This window comes from Paenibacillus sp. NPDC058898, from assembly GCF_049316025.1.
GTDB lineage: Bacteria > Bacillota > Bacilli > Paenibacillales > Paenibacillaceae > Paenibacillus_AQ.
Map to the genome: position 1 here is coordinate 21,100 of NZ_JBMOSM010000004.1, position 20,113 is coordinate 41,212.

Annotated in this window: 17 protein-coding genes; 15 read left to right on the plus strand and 2 right to left on the minus strand. The window is 50.8% G+C overall.

Annotation, left to right across the window (positions count from 1 at the left end):
* Positions 1 to 131: 131 nt before the first annotated feature.
* The 5 genes from ACOZB4_RS12095 to ACOZB4_RS12115 all read left to right on the plus strand — a co-directional run bounded on the left by ACOZB4_RS12095 (position 132) and on the right by ACOZB4_RS12115 (position 4,540).
* Positions 132 to 2,309, plus strand: a complete 2,178-nt coding sequence (locus tag ACOZB4_RS12095) for a bifunctional (p)ppGpp synthetase/guanosine-3',5'-bis(diphosphate) 3'-pyrophosphohydrolase (RefSeq protein ID WP_339271635.1) — start codon at positions 132 to 134, stop codon at positions 2,307 to 2,309.
* 242 nt (positions 2,310 to 2,551) lie between these two features.
* On the plus strand, positions 2,552 to 2,995 hold the full coding sequence (gene dtd / locus ACOZB4_RS12100; protein ID WP_100535765.1) for a D-aminoacyl-tRNA deacylase: 444 nt from the start codon (positions 2,552 to 2,554) through the stop codon (positions 2,993 to 2,995).
* A gap of 104 nt (positions 2,996 to 3,099) precedes the next feature.
* Complete coding sequence (locus tag ACOZB4_RS12105) at positions 3,100 to 3,267, plus strand: hypothetical protein (protein ID WP_179090560.1); 168 nt, start codon at positions 3,100 to 3,102, stop codon at positions 3,265 to 3,267.
* A 228-nt stretch (positions 3,268 to 3,495) separates the two neighbouring features.
* Positions 3,496 to 4,002 carry a type 1 glutamine amidotransferase domain-containing protein gene (locus ACOZB4_RS12110; RefSeq protein WP_379415430.1) on the plus strand — a complete coding sequence of 169 codons (507 nt, stop codon included), beginning with the start codon at positions 3,496 to 3,498 and terminating at the stop codon, positions 4,000 to 4,002.
* An 82-nt stretch (positions 4,003 to 4,084) separates the two neighbouring features.
* Positions 4,085 to 4,540 (plus strand): hypothetical protein, encoded by a 456-nt coding sequence (locus tag ACOZB4_RS12115; RefSeq protein ID WP_076320446.1) that lies wholly within the window; start codon positions 4,085 to 4,087, stop codon positions 4,538 to 4,540.
* Positions 4,541 to 4,915: 375 nt separating this feature from the next.
* Here ACOZB4_RS12115 and ACOZB4_RS12120 read toward each other — a convergent pair whose 3' ends face one another.
* Entirely contained in the window at positions 4,916 to 5,185 is a 270-nt protein-coding gene (locus ACOZB4_RS12120) for a hypothetical protein (protein ID WP_379415433.1), read from the minus strand.
* Positions 5,186 to 5,258: 73 nt separating this feature from the next.
* Here ACOZB4_RS12120 and hisS point away from each other — a divergent pair, with 73 nt between their 5' ends.
* From hisS to nrdG, 8 genes are all read left to right on the plus strand, one after another.
* Positions 5,259 to 6,512 (plus strand): histidine--tRNA ligase, encoded by a 1,254-nt coding sequence (gene hisS, locus ACOZB4_RS12125; protein WP_076320447.1) that lies wholly within the window; start codon positions 5,259 to 5,261, stop codon positions 6,510 to 6,512.
* A 46-nt stretch (positions 6,513 to 6,558) separates the two neighbouring features.
* Positions 6,559 to 8,334, plus strand: a complete 1,776-nt coding sequence (gene aspS, locus ACOZB4_RS12130) for an aspartate--tRNA ligase (RefSeq protein ID WP_379415436.1) — start codon at positions 6,559 to 6,561, stop codon at positions 8,332 to 8,334.
* Positions 8,335 to 8,369: 35 nt separating this feature from the next.
* On the plus strand, positions 8,370 to 9,125 hold the full coding sequence (locus ACOZB4_RS12135; RefSeq protein ID WP_098742591.1) for a tRNA threonylcarbamoyladenosine dehydratase: 756 nt from the start codon (positions 8,370 to 8,372) through the stop codon (positions 9,123 to 9,125).
* A 300-nt stretch (positions 9,126 to 9,425) separates the two neighbouring features.
* Positions 9,426 to 11,603 carry a HelD family protein gene (locus ACOZB4_RS12140; protein ID WP_379415438.1) on the plus strand — a complete coding sequence of 726 codons (2,178 nt, stop codon included), beginning with the start codon at positions 9,426 to 9,428 and terminating at the stop codon, positions 11,601 to 11,603.
* Positions 11,604 to 12,097: 494 nt separating this feature from the next.
* Complete coding sequence (locus ACOZB4_RS12145; RefSeq protein WP_379415441.1) at positions 12,098 to 13,405, plus strand: replication-associated recombination protein A; 1,308 nt, start codon at positions 12,098 to 12,100, stop codon at positions 13,403 to 13,405.
* A 57-nt stretch (positions 13,406 to 13,462) separates the two neighbouring features.
* Positions 13,463 to 14,002, plus strand: a complete 540-nt coding sequence (locus ACOZB4_RS12150; RefSeq protein ID WP_379415443.1) for a PCYCGC domain-containing protein — start codon at positions 13,463 to 13,465, stop codon at positions 14,000 to 14,002.
* Positions 14,003 to 14,234: 232 nt separating this feature from the next.
* Complete coding sequence (locus ACOZB4_RS12155) at positions 14,235 to 16,463, plus strand: anaerobic ribonucleoside triphosphate reductase (protein ID WP_379415445.1); 2,229 nt, start codon at positions 14,235 to 14,237, stop codon at positions 16,461 to 16,463.
* Complete coding sequence (nrdG, locus tag ACOZB4_RS12160; RefSeq protein ID WP_076320453.1) at positions 16,460 to 16,963, plus strand: anaerobic ribonucleoside-triphosphate reductase activating protein; 504 nt, start codon at positions 16,460 to 16,462, stop codon at positions 16,961 to 16,963. Before ACOZB4_RS12155 ends, nrdG begins: the two co-directional genes overlap by 4 nt.
* 73 nt (positions 16,964 to 17,036) lie before the next feature.
* Here the strand turns inward: nrdG and mnmA are convergent, their stop codons facing one another.
* Positions 17,037 to 18,146, minus strand: coding sequence for a tRNA 2-thiouridine(34) synthase MnmA (gene mnmA, locus ACOZB4_RS12165; protein ID WP_144023395.1), 1,110 nt, complete (start codon positions 18,144 to 18,146; stop codon positions 17,037 to 17,039).
* A gap of 300 nt (positions 18,147 to 18,446) precedes the next feature.
* Here mnmA and cymR point away from each other — a divergent pair, with 300 nt between their 5' ends.
* The gene (gene cymR / locus ACOZB4_RS12170; protein ID WP_009592789.1) at positions 18,447 to 18,866 is read left to right on the plus strand and encodes a cysteine metabolism transcriptional regulator CymR; all 420 of its coding nucleotides are present in this window, start codon (positions 18,447 to 18,449) and stop codon (positions 18,864 to 18,866) included.
* 13 nt (positions 18,867 to 18,879) lie between these two features.
* Positions 18,880 to 20,025, plus strand: a complete 1,146-nt coding sequence (locus ACOZB4_RS12175; RefSeq protein ID WP_379415451.1) for a cysteine desulfurase family protein — start codon at positions 18,880 to 18,882, stop codon at positions 20,023 to 20,025.
* The last annotated feature ends 88 nt before the right edge of the window (positions 20,026 to 20,113 follow it).

A 20,113-nucleotide genomic window follows, 5' to 3' on the forward strand; every position in this document is an offset into this window, starting at 1 on the left:
CTGAACGCTCGACATGTTGACGTATAACGTCACAAGCGTCATAATGATAGGAAAACAATCACGAGGGAACCTGCACGTTTTGACAAGGGCGGGTTCCATTTTATATAGAAAGGGAAGAGAAGGACTCCAAAATGGGCATAGAGCGATTACTCGAAAAGGCCAGCGCCTATATAAAAGAACCCGATCTTCTCCGCATCCAGGAAGCTTATGAATTTGCGGAGCAAGCCCACCACGGACAAGTGCGGAAATCGGGAGAACCTTATATTCTTCATCCGCTTGCGGTTGCAGACATCGTGGTGAATATGCAGATGGACACGTTGTCTATTATTGCTGCGTTGCTTCATGATGTCGTTGAGGATACAACCGTATCGCTCGAGCAGATCCGCGAGCGCTTCGGAGATACCTGCGCACTGCTGGTGGATGGATTAACGAAACTGGAACGTATTCAATTCCGATCCAAAGAAGAACAGCAGAACGAAAATTATCGTAAAATGTTTATCGCGATGGCCCGGGACATCCGGGTGATCGTTATTAAGCTGGCGGACCGGCTTCATAATATGCGCACGCTCAAGTATCAGTCCGAGGAAAGCCAGCGCCGTATTTCCTATGAAACGCTAGAGATCTTTTGCCCGATCGCCCATCGTCTAGGTATTTCCGCGATCAAGTGGGAGATGGAGGATATCGCTCTTCGTTACTTGAACCCGCAGCAGTATTACCGCATTGCGAATTTGATGCACAAGAAGCGTGCTGAACGAGAGCAGTATATCGATAATGTCATAGTCTGTATCCGTGAGAAGCTTGACGAGATGAGTATACAAGCCGACTTATCCGGCAGGCCGAAGCATATCTACAGTGTGTTTAAGAAAATGACGGTGAAGAACAAACAATTCAACGAAATTTATGATCTTCTTGCAATTCGCATTATTGTGGACAATATTAAAGATTGTTATGCTACGCTTGGCATCATCCACACCTTGTGGAAGCCGATGCCTGGCCGTTTTAAAGATTATATCGCCATGCCCAAAACGAACATGTATCAATCCCTTCATACGACGGTGGTCGGACCGAATGGGGAACCGACAGAGGTTCAGATCCGGACCTGGGAGATGCATCGTACGGCGGAGTACGGTATCGCGGCTCACTGGTCCTATAAAGAAGGTTCCGCAGGCAACGGAGGCAGCTTTGATAACAAGATGACGTTCTTCCGTGAAATATTGGAGCTGCAGCATGAGACGAAGGATGCCTCGGAGTTTGTGGAATCTCTGAAGATGGACTTTTTTTCCGATTTGGTATTTGTGTTTACGCCAAAAGGCGAAGTAATCGAACTTCCTTCAGGCTCCGTCCCTCTCGATTTTGCCTACCGAATTCATACGGAAGTAGGAAACCGGACCATTGGTGCCAAGGTCAACGGCAGAATTGTTCCGCTGGATCATCAGCTCAAGACCGGTGATATCGTGGAAATTTTAACATCGAAACATTCGTACGGTCCTAGCCAGGACTGGTTGAAGATTGCCCAATCCTCGCATGCCCGGAGTAAGATCAAGCAGTGGTTCAAGAAAGAGAAACGGGAAGAGAATGTGGAGAAGGGCCGCGATATGCTGGAGCGCGAGATCAAGCGCCTCGGTCTTGAGGTGTCCGAGTGGACGACCGATGATAAATTAATGGAGGCGGCCAAGAAATTCGCCTTTAATGATATCGAGGATATGTTATCCGCGGTTGGCTTTGGCGGGATCACTGCCGCCCAGATCTGTACCAAAGTGACCGAGAAGCTCCGTAAGGAGCAGGAGGAAGCGAATCAGCTTGAATTGACTTCAGAGATGAAGGAAATCAAGCCGGCGGAGAAACGAAGCCGTCCGACGAACGGCGTACGCGTTAAGGGGATCGATAACCTGCTTGTGCGTTTCGCGAGATGCTGCAATCCCGTACCCGGCGACGATATTGTCGGTTACGTTACCCGCGGTCGCGGCGTATCGGTCCACCGTTCGGATTGTGCCAATCTGCCGACCATGGATGAAGGCGAGGAGGCCGCACGCGTAATCGAGGTGGAATGGGAAACGGCCGTTGAGGCCAATTACAGCGTCGATATCGAAGTGACAGGCCATGATCGTAACGGGCTGTTAAACGAAGTTCTTCAGGCGGTATCAGAGAGCAAGACGAATATTTCCGCAGTGACCGGCCGATCTGACAAGAACAAAATGGCGATGATTCACATGACGATTTTGATCCGCAATACGGATCACCTCCATTCCGTTGTGGAACGAATCAAGCGGGTGAAGGATGTATATACCGTTCATCGAATCATGCAGTGATGGCACGGTTGCGTGGTTAACGGACTCTTGGACTTCATGGACATGGACAGTCTCGGATGATTATACGAATGCGGTCTGTTATCCTGCGGGAGACAGGCCGTTTTAATTTAAGATATCAGAGTATAGACTTCTGAGGATCTGTCTGCCTGATATCGCAAGAAAAACTACCGATAAACGCGGTCTGTCTTCTTAGAGAGTACATCGATAGACATTTTTCTTATGGAAAAGAAGGAGCTAAACCTATGAGAGTGGTTATTCAAAGATGTAAGCATGCGCAAGTTACGGTTGACAATGAAATCGTAGGCAAGATTGAAGCGGGATTGATGGTGCTGGTAGGGGTGACGCACGAGGATGAAGAGAAGGATGCCAAATACCTTGCCGAGAAGGTTGCGGGGCTGCGAATTTTTGAGGATGAGGATGGAAAAATGAATTTTAGCGTCCAGGACGTGGGCGGAGCCATTCTATCGGTTTCCCAGTTTACGCTTTATGGCGACACCCGCAAGGGAAAACGTCCGAACTTTATGGCTGCCGCCAAACCGGATGAAGCGAATGCACTCTACGAATCGTTTAACCGCGAGCTCTTAGCGAAGGGGTTGCAGGTTGAGACCGGAATATTCGGAGCTATGATGGACGTGTCGCTAACCAATTGGGGACCGGTAACCCTGATTATTGACAGCAGATCATAAACGGTTAAAAAAGACGGGCAGCATGCATCATATTGGAGAGATGGGGCATCCTGAGTGGACAAAGGCTTGTTAGGTATTCACACAAAAAAGGAGCCGTGTTCGCTATGCGCCAACCTCCCAAATTTTCGATATGGAGCAGTTTGCCTACGATGGTCGGGTCCGGAGACATTAGGGAAGCAGCGAGCACAGAACGCATGGTTACAGCTTCTGAAGATCCTGTACGACTCATCAGCGTAAAAGGACATATCCGGAAGCAGCTGCCGAGATCGTAGAACTAAATAGGATAGCGTATTGAGTCACTTCTGGTGACTACATAGCAGAGCCTGAGAACATTTCAGGCTCTTTTTTAATTCACTCATAAGTTGGGAGTCCTAAGATTCCCTGTTATGACTTGTAACTGAATGGTGTAGATCATGGGGCTTCCGTGCATTTCGCTGTTATAAAAAAGGCATTCCAGGGTAATAACAAATCGAGGACAATCATGAAAGGAGATATGCCAGATGAGTAAAGTTGCATTTCTACTAGCTGACCAATTCGAAGATTCCGAGATGAAAACTCCTTATGATGCCGTGAAGGAAGCGGGGCATCAAGCTGATATTATTGGATTGAAACAAGGACAAGAGGTAAAGGGTAAACAGGGCAAGGCATCGTATACTACGGATAAAGCCATTGCTGACGTCAATATAAACGATTATGATGCGGTGGTTATTCCAGGCGGATCTTCTCCGGAAAATTTGCGTCTGGATTCCCATATATTGCAGTTTGTTGCATCAGCGGACAAGGCAGGCAAACCGATTGCCTTAATATGCCACGGGCCGCAAATTCTGGCAAGTGCCGACCTGCTGAAGGGACGTACGATCACTTCCTATCCTCCGCTTCAGGATGACATGGTAAACGCAGGCGCAAACTTTAAGGATGAGGAAGTCGTCGTGGATCGCAATTTCATTACTTCCCGGACGCCGAAAGACGAGCCAGCCTTCGTGCGTGAGCTGTTAAAGGCACTGTAAGAAGAGAGTAGCTGTATGCTGTATGGTTGTCCATGTTATACCGGTTTTTCAAACAAGTGGGTTGAAAAAAGGAGGAATGGACATGTCTAGACAAATTCAAGCTTATTTCAGAACGGAAGACGACGCTGAAGGCGCAAGGACGAGGCTGTTAACGTACAACACAGAGCAGTTGGAGGTGGGACAGCTACAGGATCCGGTTCGAGGTGGAGGCAATATCCTCGTGCCGCTGGTGCCATGGGGTAATTCCGGCACGGGTGGAGCAACTGCAGGGGCTACAACGATGGGAGCTCCAGGCGGAGTCGTCGGGGCTCCGGGGGTCATCGTGGGCTCACGGGATGCCGATGACAGCCGCGATATAGCGCAAGATCGGCCGCACGGCGATGACACGCTGGGCGACGCATGGCGCGAAGCGGACGTGACGGATCGGGACTATGATGATCTGAGATATACGCTGTCCGTTAAGGTAAGGGACGAGGATTACGATCAGATCGTACATGATTTGCGGGCGAATAACGCTTATGTGGAGCGATTTGATTAATTAGCGAAAAATGCCTGACAAGCGTTTGGATTCCCTAAGAAGTTGGAGATTATCATTCGTATAGGGCATATTCATTAGTACACAAAAAGGGCTGTTCCGCTAATGGAGCAGCCTCTTCCGGTCCTGTTATTAAAAGCGCTTTCTCGCTTGTAACATAACTGTAATGTTTGTTCAATGTTCCTTTAATATTCCCTGTTTATAATAACAGCATGACCCCCTTTTTTATATAATATATGTTTTGGACCTACAACGTGGTTTGTAGGTTTTTTTCTTTTTTCGGGCAATTTCTACAAAGTTTCTTGACTTTAGTGTGGTAGTTCATTAGAATCTAAAAATATAATGTTTTGGGTATACTATATTTATGAATAATGGATTTCATGACGGGAACAAGTACTCCATCCCCACAAGACCAGAGAAGAATCCCTTGGCTGTAAGGATTCGCTTGATGAGTGGACGAATGACCTCCCCGAGAACAGACGGCGAAGCAAGCACCGGTTGACCGGTGGGATAGACAGTAGCCGAACTGCGCGGCCGGGCGTTAAACGGATGAAGCGGATGATTGAACGCACTGATATGGTGTGTCAACGCCGGAATGTGGGTGGTACCACGGGTGATTATATGAATATCTCTCGTCCCTGTTGTCATAAGACAGCGGGGCGGGAGATTTTTTAGTTTTCACGACTTTTTGCGAAATGACTCCTTAGGAAGAGGGATGAAGATGGCAAACGAGAAATTCGAGAAACCGACAGGCACGCAGGACATCCTGCCAGGTGCCGTCGAGAAATGGCAGTTTATCGAAGAGAAGGCACGCGATTTGTGCCGGAGATACAACTACCGCGAAATTCGCACTCCGATCTTTGAACAGACCGAGTTGTTCAAACGCGGGGTGGGCGAAACCACCGACATCGTAGAGAAGGAAATGTATACGTTCAGGGATAAAGGCGATCGCAGCATGACCCTCCGTCCAGAAGGAACGGCAGGCGTCGTCCGGGCTTACGTGCAAAACAAGCTGTATGGAGAGCCTGACGTTACGAAGCTGTACTACATGGGCCCCATGTTCCGCTACGAGCGTCCACAGGCGGGACGCTACCGCCAATTCCACCAGTTCGGCGTAGAGGTGTTCGGGACTGCAGATCCGGCTATTGATGCTGAGGTGATTGCGCTGGGTTACAGCTTCTACAAGGAGCTTGGGCTGAACGGCGTAAAAGCGGAGATTAATTCCGTAGGGACGCCAGAGGTACGGGCGGCTTACCGAAGTACATTACTTGCTTTCCTGGAACCTATGAAAGAGAGCCTATGCTCGGATTGCCAGTCACGCATGGAACGCAACCCGCTGCGCGTGCTGGATTGCAAGAAGGACCAAGGGAAGTTCGGTGATGCGCCTTCGATTCTGGACAGCCTGGATGAGGAATGCAGCACGCATTTTGAGAAAGTAAAAGGGTACCTGGACGCCATGGGCATCGAGTATGAGATCAATCCAAGACTTGTGCGGGGATTGGACTATTATACGCATACCGCATTTGAATTCAAGGCCCAGGGCATCGGCGCAATTGATACGGTAGGCGGCGGAGGACGGTTCAACGGACTGGTCGATCAGATCGGCGGACCGGATCAGCCGGGCATCGGGTTCGGGATTGGTCTTGAGCGAATCCTATTGATCCTGGAGCATCAAGGTGTTAATCTGTCAGCCGCCAAGCCGCTGGATGTCTATCTGGTGGCGCTGGGTGAAGCCGCCGAACAGGAAGTGGCAAAATTGATCTACGAACTGCGGAGCAATGGCGTAGCAGCCGAACGTGATTACCTCGGCCGGAAAATGAAAGCCCAGATGAAATCCGCCGACCGTCTGCAAGCTCGTTATACCGCCATTTTGGGTGAAGACGAACTGGCGCGCGGAGAAATTGCCCTGAAGTCGATGGAAACCGGCGAACAGCGTACAGTTAAATTGGATCGTCTGGTACAAGAATTGGTTTAATCGTCGCATGAAGCGACTTAATAATATTAAAGGGGAATGATAAACGATGAAAAGGACGCATCAATGCGGTCACCTGACAACCGCGAACATTGGAGAAACTGTAACACTGAACGGCTGGGTACAGACCCGCCGCGACTTGGGCGGCGTGCTGTTCATCGATCTTCGCGATCGCAGCGGCATCATGCAAATCGTATTTAACCCGGATTTCTCCGGCGAAGCTTTGGCTGTTGCCGATAAGGTCCGCAGCGAATTCGTCGTGGCCGTATCCGGTAAAGTTGTAAAGCGTGATCCTGAAACGTTCAACGCGAACCTGCCTACTGGAGAAATCGAAGTCCAAGTGACAAGCATTGAAGTGCTGAATGCAGCCAAAACACCTCCGTTCTTTATCGAAGACGGTGTGGAAGTGGATGAGCAGCTTCGCTTGAAATATCGATATCTGGACCTGCGTCGTCCAGAGATGCAAAAAACGCTGATGCTGCGCTCCAAAGCGTCTAAAGTATTCCGCGACTTCCTCGACGACGAGGGCTTTGTGGATGTGGAAACGCCGATTCTGACCAAGAGCTCGCCGGAAGGAGCCCGTGACTATCTCGTACCGAGCCGTGTGCACGCAGGTGAATTCTTTGCACTTCCACAATCTCCGCAAATTTACAAGCAGCTCCTCATGGTGAGCGGGCTTGAACGTTACTACCAAATTGCACGCTGTTTCCGTGACGAAGACTTGCGGGCTGACCGTCAGCCTGAGTTTACCCAGGTCGACATCGAGACGTCCTTCATGGAACGCGACGACCTGCTGAACATGATGGAGCAGCTAATGGTGAAGTTGTTCAAGGAAACCATCGGCGTTGAACTTCCAACGCCATTCCAGCGTATCAGTTATGCCGATGCGATGGGCAAATACGGCTCCGATAAACCGGATCTTCGCTTCGGTTTGGAATTGATCGAAATGAACGATATCGTTGCTAACAGCGGGGTCAAAGTATTCTCTTCCGTTATTGAAAAAGGCGGCGAAGTGAAGTGTTTGAACGCTAAAGGTTGCGGGACTTGGACACGTAAAGAAATTGACGATCTGGGGCCATATGCAGCCCGTTACGGAGCGAAGGGGCTTGCTTGGATTCAAGTGAAAGAAGGCGAGTTCAAAGGACCTATCGTGAAATTCTTCAGCGAGCAGGAAATTGAAGCGGTAAGAGAACGTACGGGAGCCGAAGATGGCGACTTGCTGCTGTTCTCCGCAGACAATAAAAAAGTGGTTGCCGATGTCCTGGGCGCACTCCGCTTGAAAATCGGACGCCAGCTTGGCCTGATCAACGACAATGAGTACAAGTTTGCTTGGGTGCTGGACTTCCCGCTGTTCAGCTATGATGAAGAGGCGAAGCGCTATGTGGCCGAGCATCATCCGTTCACCCGTCCAAAAGACGAAGATCTGGAATTGATGGATACGGATCCGCTTGCCGTGCGTGCGGAAGCTTACGACATCGTTCTGAATGGATACGAAGTAGGCGGCGGTTCCATGCGGATTTTCAAACGCGAGATCCAAGAGAAAATGTTTGCGGCTCTTGGTATGTCGCCGGAAGTGGCGCATGACAAATTCGGTTATCTTATGGACGCGTTTGAGTACGGCACTCCTCCACATGGCGGAATCGCCTTTGGGTTGGACCGTTTGGTGATGCTGCTTGCCGGACGCACGAACCTGCGTGAAACGATTGCGTTCCCGAAAACGGCAAGCGCAACAGATCTGTTGATGGACGCTCCTTCCCAGGTGGACGGAGGACAGCTGGAGCAGCTGCATATCAAACTCGCCAAGAAACCGGGCGACGAGAAATAAGTCCGTTGTTCTTGATAAAGGAGGTTGCTTGAATTATGCTGCACCAATTTTCCCGTACGGAATTAGCCATTGGTCCTGAGGGCCTTGAAGTGATGAAGAACAGCACGGTAGCCGTGCTGGGTATCGGCGGCGTGGGAGGCATTGCGGTGGAAGCCCTCGCCCGTTCCGGGGTAGGCCGTATCATTCTGATCGACAAAGACGTTGTGGATATCACCAACATCAATCGGCAGATCCATGCCTTAACGACCACGGTAGGTCAGAAGAAAGCAGACCTGATGGTTGAACGTGTCAAACTGATCAATCCGGAATGTGAAGCGATCGCCCTGAACATGTTCTACACCGAAGAGACGTATGAAGAGTTGTTTAAATTCGATCTGGATTATGTGATTGATGCGTCGGATACGATCATTTATAAAGTACATCTGATCAAGGAATGCCTGCGGCGCGGGATTCCTATCATCTCCAGCATGGGGGCAGCCAACAAAATGGACCCCACGAAGTTCCAGGTAGCCGACATCTCCAAAACGTCCATGGATCCGATTGCCCGTATCGTACGCACCAAGCTGCGCAAAGACGGCATCAAGAAAGGGGTCAAGGTCGTATTCTCACTAGAGGAGCCGATGAAACCCCGCCAGGACGTTACGGAGAAGATCGTACCCGAGAATGCCCCTGAAATCCGGAAAGCGAAGCAGCCTCCGGCAAGCAATGCATTCGTTCCGCCAGTGGCCGGACTGATTATGGTCAGCGTAACGGTCAGAGAACTGCTCGAAAAGGGTGGCGTTTCGTTATAATGATCCAGTAAAACTCGAATTGAGAAAACGATAGACAAGCGGAAGGCAGGACGAAACGCGCCTTCGACCAAAACATAGAGTGGTTAATAAAACGCAGTGTCCAAAGCAATGGACGCTGCGTTTTTTATGGTCATCGCCGAAGCGAGTATGAATGGAAAACCAGCACCATGAAATTCCTTGTGACAGAGCTTTGCTAGTATATTCGTACCAGTTGTGCTACAATGGAACTCCTTTTTGTGTCACGGCCCTTAAAGCCAGACTTTCGATGCGAAAAAATATGTTCTTAGGAGGTAACTGAAAGTGTCAGAATCTTTTCAAAGTGCCTATCAAGAAGAAGAGTCAAGGCTAAACGAGGTTATCGTTGAAATTGACCATCAGCTTGAACGTTTGCGCGGGATTCCCGTATACACGGGCCATGATTTTACGGAGCAGGTGCTCGAAGCGGGGCGGGAAGAGAAACGGCAGGCCCTCGCCAAAAGTTTGCCGGAGCCTTACTTCGGGAGGCTGGATTTTCAGGAGAGCGGAACGGGAGCGAAGAAACCGCTCTACATCGGGAAGATTGGCTTCGATAAGGAAGATGCCGGGGATCACCCGATGGTGATTGATTGGCGAGCCCCGGTCGCGAGCCTATTTTATTCGTTTACGGGCGGTACCGACCCGGCATCGTTCGAAGCACCCGAAGGAATCATCGAGGGGCTGGTGTATTTAAAACGCAACGTTGTGATCCGCAAGCAAATTTTGGAACGGGTATCGGATACGTACAATCGGGAGAGCGGCGGACCTGCCGTATCCGATGAGTTTTTGGTCTACCGTCTCGGGGAGAACAAGGACAACCGGCTTCGGGATATCGTATCTACGATCCAAGCCGAGCAGGACAAAATCATCCGGGCTGCTAAAAATACCGCTCTCATTATCCAAGGGGTGGCGGGAAGCGGAAAAACGACGGTGGCTCTGCATCGGCTGGCTTATTTGCTCTATCAATACAAGGAGCAGGTAACCGCGGAGAAAATGATCATATTCGCACCCAACCTGATGTTTCTGGATTACATATCCGACGTACTGCCCGAGCTCGGAGTTGGCGATATACAGCAGCGCACGTTTGGCGATTGGGCAGCGGAGCTGCTCGATATCGAGCTCGCTTCGGATGATCATGCACAGACGCTTCATCTATGGTTCGAGATCGACCCGGGGCAGGGAACCCCGGATATTGACGATAATGTCAGCGGGCGCTATAAAGGCTCATTGAGACTGATGGAGATCATCCGGCGCTGCGTGGAGGCTATCGAAACCGAGGCTCTACCGGACGGGGACTTCTCACCATGGGACGGGGCCGTACTGAAACAGGAGACGATCTGGGAATGGTTCTACCAGGAGTATAAACCGTATCCACTGGCCAAGCGGAAGGAACGGCTGCTTGCCAGATTGCACCGCTGGGTCGAGATGGAACTGAAGAAATCGCCATCAGCGGCCGTGATGAAAGAACGGAAGAAAAAAGCGACTCAACGAGAAAAGGCTTATGCGAACCGATGGCCGAAATTTGAGCCGGTCTCATTATATAAACAATTGTTTGGTGCGGCAAAGGCGACCGGAACGATGTTTGCAGAGCTAACCGCTCTGATTCCGTCCGAGGTGCTCGCGGCAACGCGAAAAGATCTGAAGAAAAACGTGGTCCGCGAAGAGGATTTGCCTGCCCTGCTGTATTTCCACTGTTTGCTGAATGATATTACCGGTGAGCAGCGCTTTGACCACATCGTCATTGATGAGGCTCAGGATTTCTCGCCATTTCAGGTAGCTGTGCTGGACCTGTTCGTAAGAGGACATTCCTTCACCATATTAGGTGATTTGTCGCAGGGCATTCATGCCTATCGCGGCGTTCATGCGTGGGAGGAAATGAGCTCCTTGTTTAAGGAAGAGGAAACAGCTTATTTTGCGTTGACACGCAGTTACCGCTCGACGATGGAGATCATCGAATTTGCCAACGGCATTTTGGAGAAGGGTGTCAGCAGTGATCTGCTCGCCGTACCCGTATTTCGAAGCGGCGATGCCGTTCGCCTCATTCCTTATGAGTCGGAGAAATCCAGAACAAGAGATTTGGAACAGGCGATGGAGGCACTCATCGCTAAGGAATATCGGACGGTAGCCATTCTCACCCGAACCTTGCGGGAAGCGAAAGAGCTGCATGAGCAATTAATTGCTGCATGGCCGATGCTGAATCTGATCGATGGCAGCAAAGGAACGTATCAGGGCGGATATTCGGTGCTGCCGGTCTATTTGTCTAAAGGTCTCGAATTCGATGCGGTCATCGTCGCGGATGCAGATACGGGACACTATGCGGAAAAAGCTTGGGATGCCAAGCTGATGTACGTCGGCTGCACCCGGGCACTGCATGAGCTGTGGCTGCTGCATGGTGAAGCGCGTCCTTCTTATGTGACGGCGGACGCTTCGGATATTACAGCCATCGGCTGGCCCGCAGAGTAGATAGGATTGTGTTACTAAGCGCGAAGAGGAAAGAACATAAAATGTCCCGTGGGGTGGTACATGTCTGCATGTGCTTGTCTCTGCGGGGCTTTTTGCTGTGCCCGCGCTTAACCAAGCATTTGGTAGGAAGAACCAATGTTATCGATATACCGGATCAAAGTCCAAACGGCGAGAAGAAGAGTGCAGCTGCCAAGATGATGTAGAGGGTCATTTTTCGCATAGGTTTGCGTTTGGACTTCTTGCGAGTCGTCATAGCCACTCTCCTTAGATAAGGCTTCTCTATAATTTCCTATAATTAAGTAACGCTCCGGAAAGATAAAAGTTGGTTATCATGTTAAACGAGCAGCGAATATCGATGGGTATCCGAACCACTAGCGTGGATGTCCATAGGCTTGCTACAGGCATGACAAAATTGAATATGGTATGATAGAGTGTGACGGATTTGATTGAAACCGGCTTATCTTTGCATTGATATCAGACAAGGAAGTGTAGTTATGGATTTATTCAGTATCGGGCGTGAAGGGGACCGGGATTCCAGGCTGCTGGCTGATCGGATGCGCCCTTCGTCGCTGGATGAATATATAGGACAAGAACAGATTATCGGACCGGGCAAACTGCTCAGACGTGCCATAGAAGCAGACCAGGTCTCTTCCATTTTATTGTACGGCCCGCCGGGTTGCGGCAAAACAACGCTGGCGCATATTATCTCCCAGCAAACGAAGGGGGACTTCGTTCGGCTGAATGCGGTGGAAGCCTCGGTTAAGGACGTCAGGGAAGTCATTGAGCAAGCCCAGAGCAACCGCAGTCTGTACGGCACCAAAACGATCCTGTTCCTAGATGAGGTTCACCGCTTTAACAGTTCAAGACAGGATGCGCTGCTGCCTGCCGTGGAGAACGGTACGATTATATTTATTGGCGCGACAACAGAGAATCCATTTCATTACGTAAATGGGGCCTTGATGAGTCGTTCAACCTTGTTCCAGCTTGAGCCGCTGACTAAGAACCATTCCATGATCGCCATGCAGCGCGCGTTATCCGATCCAGATAAAGGACTTGGATTCATGGATCTCCAGGCAGACGAGGAAGCATTGGAGCATATTGCAACGATGGCGAACGGCGACATCCGCCGTGCTCTGAACGCCCTCGAATTAGCGGCCATGACCACGCCCCCGGATGAAAGCGGCAGGGTTCATATTACGCTCGAAGTGGCCGAAGAATCGATACGAAAGCCGCTCGTCAAGGCGGACGAGTCCACGCAGTATGACGTGCTGTCTGCCTTCCATAAAAGCATTCGAGGTTCCAGTGATGCGGCCTTGTTCTGGTTCCTGTATGCGGTCGAAAAGCTAGGGATGGACCCGATGGTGTTCATCCGCCGCTTGATTGCTGCCAGCAGCGAGGATATCGGGCTGGCTAATCCGCAAGCGATGGTGCAGGCGGTGAGCGCACTGGATGCCTACCGGAATAACGGCTGGCCGGAAGCCAAGTTGAACATTGCCCAGGCGATTCTGTTTGCGGTGGAGAGCCCCAAATCGGATGGCGTTGTGACCGCCATATCCCGGGCGATGTCCGCCATGGATGAAGTGAAATCGGCTGAGGTTCCGCTTCATCTCCGTGATGCGCATTACTCGGGGGCGGTGAAGCTGGGACATGTCGGCTACAAGTACCCGCACGATTATCCAGGCCATTACGTGAAGCAGGAATATCTGCCGAAGGAGCTCTCCCGCCGGGTGTTCTATCAGGCGACGGAGCAGGGGAATGAAGCCAAGATCGCACACAATCAGCGATTACGACGCGAAGAATAGGGTCTTACAGCACTAACAGGATCAATGGCCGCTAGTTTAGCTAAATGGAGGAAACGAATGATGAAAACAGGGAAACAACGTTTTGTCATCCTGCTGCTGTCCGCTGGTCTTATGCTGAGCGGCTGTTCGGGGAAAAACGCCCAGGAGCAGGTCGAAAGTGGACAGGCCGCGGAGGCAGTGCATGAGCACGGGCATCAGACGCAGCTGGCCAACGGGGATATTCAGGAGGCGACGGCTTCGATTGACGAGCTGCCTACCTTTTTGATGAGCCAGACCAGCGAGCTGCAAACGATCTATGCCTTGTCTGCGCAGGTGAGTGATGTCCTGAAATATATTCCTTGTTATTGCGGCTGTGGAGAGAGTGCCGGTCATGAGAGCAACCTGAACTGTTTTATTGATGAGATTCAGGAGGACGGCACCGTGGTGTGGGACGATCATGGCACCCGCTGCGGGGTGTGTTTGGACATTGCCGTGGAATCTGCCAAAATGAGCAGCGAGGGCAAGAGCCTGACGGATATTCGGACCGCAATCGACGAGAAATACAGCACAGGTTATGCGAAGCCGACACCAACTCCAATGCCGCCCGCCGAAAGTTAATTCTACTGTAGATAAGCAAGAAGGTACCCGATGTGATCGATGGATCACTCGAGTGCCTTTTTTTTGTTGGGTTTAAGGCCTCCAAGGCTGTTTTCAGGAATCGCCTGATCCGTTTCTCAGACTGACCGCCGTGATCTATCTCACAGCATCAAACTATATATGGATGTAAATTTATAAAACGAGACTATATATAGTGTGTTGATGATCTAAGGAGAAGGAGTTGATCGATTTCATGAAAGTCATGAAGAGAGACGGGTGCCTGGTGAATTTTGAGATAAACCGGATTGTGAATGCAGTGGATAAAGCGTTTATAGCCGTTGAGGGTGTGTCCCGCATGGAGGCTTCCCTGCAGATTGGCGATGCGGTTGTTCGTGCCACCGCGGAGATGGAGCAGGTGAGTGTGGAGGAAATTCAGGATATTGTTGTCGAGCATTTGCAAAATACAGGTTATGCAGAGGCAGCGGCAGCTTATCAACATTACAGGGAAACCCGTGACCTGGAGCGGATGCGGCGGGGAGAGCTTTACAAGATCAGCACGGATGTTATTGGGGTAACGAATCTGGATCTGCTGCGGGAGAATGCGAATCTGAACGGGGAATCCTTCAGTGGAAAAATGAGTCGGATCGGCTCCGAGTACGCCAAATGGATGGCAAGCAAATTCATCCTCCCAGGAGATCTCATGAGAGCGGTGAGGGATGGTTATGTGTATGTGCACGACCTGGACCAGTATGCACTCGGAACAACGAACTGCATTTTCATTCCGTTTGACCGACTATTGGCCAAGGGATTCAATACCGGTAACGGATCGGTTAGGCCGCCGCAGAGCATCATGACCGCGATGGCGCTGGTGGCCATCATCTTTCAATCCCAGCAGAACAGTCAATTCGGCGGCGTGTCCGGAAATAAAATCGATTGGGATCTGGCCCCGTATGTCGGTAAATCGTTTCGTCGGCATTTTCGCAAAGGGCTGGCCTACTTCGGAGAGGTGGAGGACAATAGACGAGGTGCACGAGTTCTTCCGGATAACGAATTATACATAGACAATGAGCAGTTGAAAGAAATTTATCCACGAATATATCACTATGCATATAACGAAACGGTGAATGAAGTAAAGCAGGCCGCGGAATCCCTGATTCACAATCTGAACACGATGAGCAGCCGGGCAGGCGGACAGATCCCTTTTACATCGCTGAACTATGGCATGTGCACGTCAACCGAAGGAAGGCTGGTGTCCCACGCTCTACTGGATGCCACGATGAGAGGGCTCGGCGGGGGAGAGACGCCGATATTTCCTCAGCATATTTTCCAGTGCAAGCAGGGCATTAATCAGGCGGAAGGGGAGCCCAACTACGATCTGTTCCTGAAAGCTGTTGAGTGCTCCAGCCGCAGGCTCTACCCGAATTTTGTCAACGTGGATGCATCGTTTAATCTGGTCTACTATAACCCGGACGAGCCAGACACGATTATTGCCACCATGGGCTGCAGGACCCGGACGATTTCAGACCGGTTCGGGCGAAACCGTCTAAGCGGCAAAGGCAATTTATCTTTTAATACGATCAATCTGGTTCGTCTCGGCATTGAGCATGGCATTATCGAAGGCAAACGGGATATGCCCGATCTGAACCTCTTCTACGAGCAGTTGGATCAGTATTTGACGATTGCGGTAGAGGGTTTGATTCATCGTTACGAGCTGCAGGCCGACCAACCGGCCAAAGCGTCTGATTTTATGATGCGGGAAGGCGTGTGGGAAGGCGGCGAGGCACTGGCACCGGAGGATAAGGTTCGCGAGCTCATCAAGCACGGAACCCTTGCGCTTGGATTTATCGGGCTGGCTGAATGCCTGAAGGCGTTAACCGGGCTGCACCACGGAGAAGATGAGACCAGCCGCAGTCTGGGAATCGAGATCATCCGGCATATGCGTCAGTTTTGCGATGCAGCCAGTGAAAGATATAACCTGAACATTACGTTGTTTGCCACGCCGGCAGAAGGGTTATCGGGGAAATTCACGAAGCTGGACCGGCAAACCTTTGGTGTGATCGAAGGTGTCACAGATCGCGAGTATTATACGAATTCGTTTCATATTCCGGTGTATTATCCGATGGCCGCGTACCGCAAAATCCGTTCCGAGGCTCCTTTCCATGAGCTGTGTAATGCAGGAGCGATTTCGTATGTGGAGCTGGACGGCAACGCCCGGCAGAATACGGCTGCTTTTCGGGACATCGTACAGTTTGCCCTGCAGCAGAATATTGGATATTTCTCCGTAAACCATCCCGTCGATCGTTGCCCGGCATGCAATTACGAAGGGATCATCGGAAGCTCTTGCCCTGGATGCGGAGCCTCGGAGGCGGATGGAAACTTCCAGCGGCTGCGGAGGGTGACGGGATACCTAACGGGCAATTATACGGAGCGCTTCAATTCGGCCAAGCAGGCTGAGGTCAGGGATCGGGTGAAACATCTGTGAATGTGTGCGGGTATATCCCCGAGAGCATTAATGAAGGCCCAGGAGTTCGGGCAGTTCTATTCGTGAGCGGCTGCCGTCATGCTTGCGCCGGATGTTTTAATACGGATTCCTGGGACTTTGAAGCGGGGGAGCCGTTTACAGAAGAATTGTCTGCGTCCATACTGCAGGATATTATCGACAACCCTTTGCTGGATGGCGTGACCTTATGCGGTGGGGATCCGTTCTTCTCGCCGGAGGAGTCCGCGGCGTTTGTACGCAAGCTCAGGACCCTCTGTCCTGGGAAAAGTGTATGGGCCTACACGGGCTTCACCTTTGAAGCGCTGATGAGGCAGCCAAAGCTGCGCGAATTGGCGAAACAGTGTGATGTTATCGTGGATGGCAAATTTCAGTTGGAGCTAAGGGATGTCTCGCTTCCCTTTCGAGGCAGCTCGAATCAGCGCTTAGTTGACGTAGCCGCCAGCCTAGAACGGGGAGTAACGGTAGAATATGTTCTTCGCTAGCACGTAAAAAAAGAGCACACACTTTACGGAAACTTCCGTGTTCAGTGTGTGCTCTTCGCATTACGGCAGCGGATTAATATGGAACTTTATCCGCTGTTTCGATTGTTCCGCCGCCAAGGCATTCGTCCCCTTGGTAGAAGACAACGGCTTGGCCCGGCGTGATTGCTTTTTGCGGCTTGGCAAAAGCGACATGAACGGTTCCGTCTTCGCGCGGAGTTATCGTTACTTCCTGGTCCGGCTGACGGTAGCGGAATTTCGCGGTGCAGGTAAAGGCGTCTTTGGGCATAGCGTCTTGTCCTGCAATCCAATTGATTCCGGAGGCAACGAGTCCAGTTGAATACAAACTCGGATGATCGCCTTGGACAACGTACAGAATATTGTTAGTTAAATCCTTGTCGGCAACAAACCAAGGCTCTCCGGAGCCTGAGCCGCCAATGCCGAGACCTTGGCGTTGTCCCAGCGTGTAGTACATCAAGCCATCATGGCGGCCTTTCACTTCACCCGTGACAATGTCCACCATATCACCGGATTGGGCGGGGAGGTACTGTCCAAGAAATTCTTTGAAATTCCGTTCGCCGATGAAGCAAACGCCGGTGCTGTCTTTTTTCTTGGCGGTATACAGTCCGGCTTCCTCAGCGAGTCGGCGAACTTCCGGTTTCGGCAGATGCCCGATCGGGAACATTGCTTTGGAGAGCTGTTCTTGGCTCAGCGCATTAAGGAAGTAGGTTTGATCCTTATTGCTGTCGACGCCGCGCAGCAGCCGGTACTGTCCGTCCTCCTCGATGACGCGGGCGTAATGGCCGGTAGCCACATAGTCGGCTCCCAGATCCATGGCCTTATTCAGAAATTCACCGAATTTGATTTCACGGTTGCACATGACATCGGGGTTCGGCGTTCTCCCAGCTTTATATTCATCGAGGAAATAGGAAAATACTTTATCAAAGTACTCCTTCTCGAAATTGACGGTATAGTAGGGAATGTCGAGCTGCTCGCACACGCGGCGCACGTCTTCAGCGTCCGCTTCAGCTGTGCAGTAGCCAAGCTCATCGGTGTCATCCCAGTTTTTCATAAAGATGCCGATCACTTCATAACCCTGCTGCTTGAGCAGGAGTGCTGTTACGGAGGAGTCGACTCCTCCCGACATGCCGACAACGATACGAGTGTTATGTTTTTCTTTTGACATCGTTATCACCATTTTCATATTGAATTGTGCCCATGGAGGTATTTTAACATATTGGGACAAGGTTCACACGTTTCATTTTGTCCACTCAGCGTGAACATTTTTCGGGTTTCCGGCTGGAATATTACCCATTGAGGTCCAGGATATGTTACCATAAGCTGAGGGTAATGATCGGAATACGGAGAAAAATACAGGATAAGCTGCTTCACGCTTAGATTACGTCGTATTTGTCGCTAAACCCGCCACCTACAATTCATGTACAGGATGGACATAATATACAAATTACCGAAAGAGGTGTCACCCTTGAAGATATCAACAAAAGGAAGATACGGATTAACAATTATGATGGAGCTGGCCGCCAGGTTTGGTGAAGGACCAACTTCGCTGAAGAGCATTGCCGAGAAGAACCAGCTGTCGGAACATTATCTTGAGCAGCTGATTGCACCGCTGCGAAATGCTGGACTGGTCAAAAGCATCCGTGGCGCATACGGAGGATATATCCTTTCCCGTGATCCGGCATCCATAACGGCAGGAGATGTAATCCGCGTGCTTGAAGGACCGATATCCCCTGTGGACTTCACGGAAGAGGACGATCCGGCGAAGCGGGATCTATGGCTTCGTATCCGCGACAGCATTGCTGAAGTGCTCGATTCCACGACGCTGGACTATCTGATCAACTATCATGAACAGTCTGCTGCAGACAACTATATGTTTTATATATAAGGGTGAGACGGATATGAGATCAGTATATTTGGATCATGCCGCATCAACCCCGGTTCATCCGGAGGTTGCTGAGCGGATGATGAATGTGATGACAAGCCAATACGGCAATGCTTCAAGCGTTCATGCTTTTGGACGGGAAGTGAAGAAGATCGTCAACGGGGCGCGTGATCGAATTGCGTCCCTTTTGGGATGCCAATCGGACGAGCTGGTGTTCACCGGAGGGGGCACCGAAAGCGATAATTTGGCTATACTGGGATTGCTGGAGTCGCTTGGCGTGAATGGCAAGCATGTGATTACGTCAGCAGTTGAACACCATGCGGTGCTTCATACATGCCATGAGCTGGAACGGCGGGGCTGTGAGGTTACCTATGTCCCCGTCGATTCTACTGGGCGTGTCTCTGTGGAGGACATTGAGGGTGCGATTCAGGACAACACGGTGCTGGTCACCATCATGTATGGCAATAATGAAGTAGGCACCGTTCAGCCGATCAGCGAAATCGGCGAGCTCTGCCGCAGCCGGGGCATCGTGTTTCATACCGATGCTGTTCAGGCATTGGGAGCGGAGGCGATCAACTGCCGCGAGCTGCCGGTGGACATGTGGAGTTTTTCCGCCCACAAAATCAACGGACCCCAAGGCGTCGGAGCATTGGTTGTCCGCAGAGGACTCAGCGTATCTCCACGTCTGTTCGGAGGGCTGCAGGAGAAGAAACGCCGTGCCGGAACAGAAAATATGGCCGGCATCGCCGGTTTTGCGGCAGCAGTGGAATGGAACGTTAAGAATATGGAGACGCGTATCCAGCATTATCGCGAGCTGAGATCGACGCTGCTTGAAGGGCTTCGTCAGGAGATTGGCCAGGATGCTTTTGTAATCAACGGAAATTCGGAACATTACCTACCTCACATCCTAAATATCAGCTTTCCCGGTGCCAATACGGAGACGATGCTGATGAACCTCGATATGGAAGGAATTGCGGCGGCAAGCGGCTCGGCTTGTACGTCGGGATCTCTGGAAATATCCCATGTACTCCAAGCAATGAAACTTTCTGATCCTGTTTTGCGCTCCGCGATTCGTTTTAGTTTCGGTTTGGGTAATACTACTCAAGAAATGGAGCACACTGCCCAAAAAATTGGAACCATCCTTAATCGGTTACGTAAATAGATGTTAAGGGATTTCTCCTTCTAGAGAATAGGGGGTATGCGTTCGTCCATTTCATCCTTGGAAATTACCCGTTCTGGCTCACGAAATG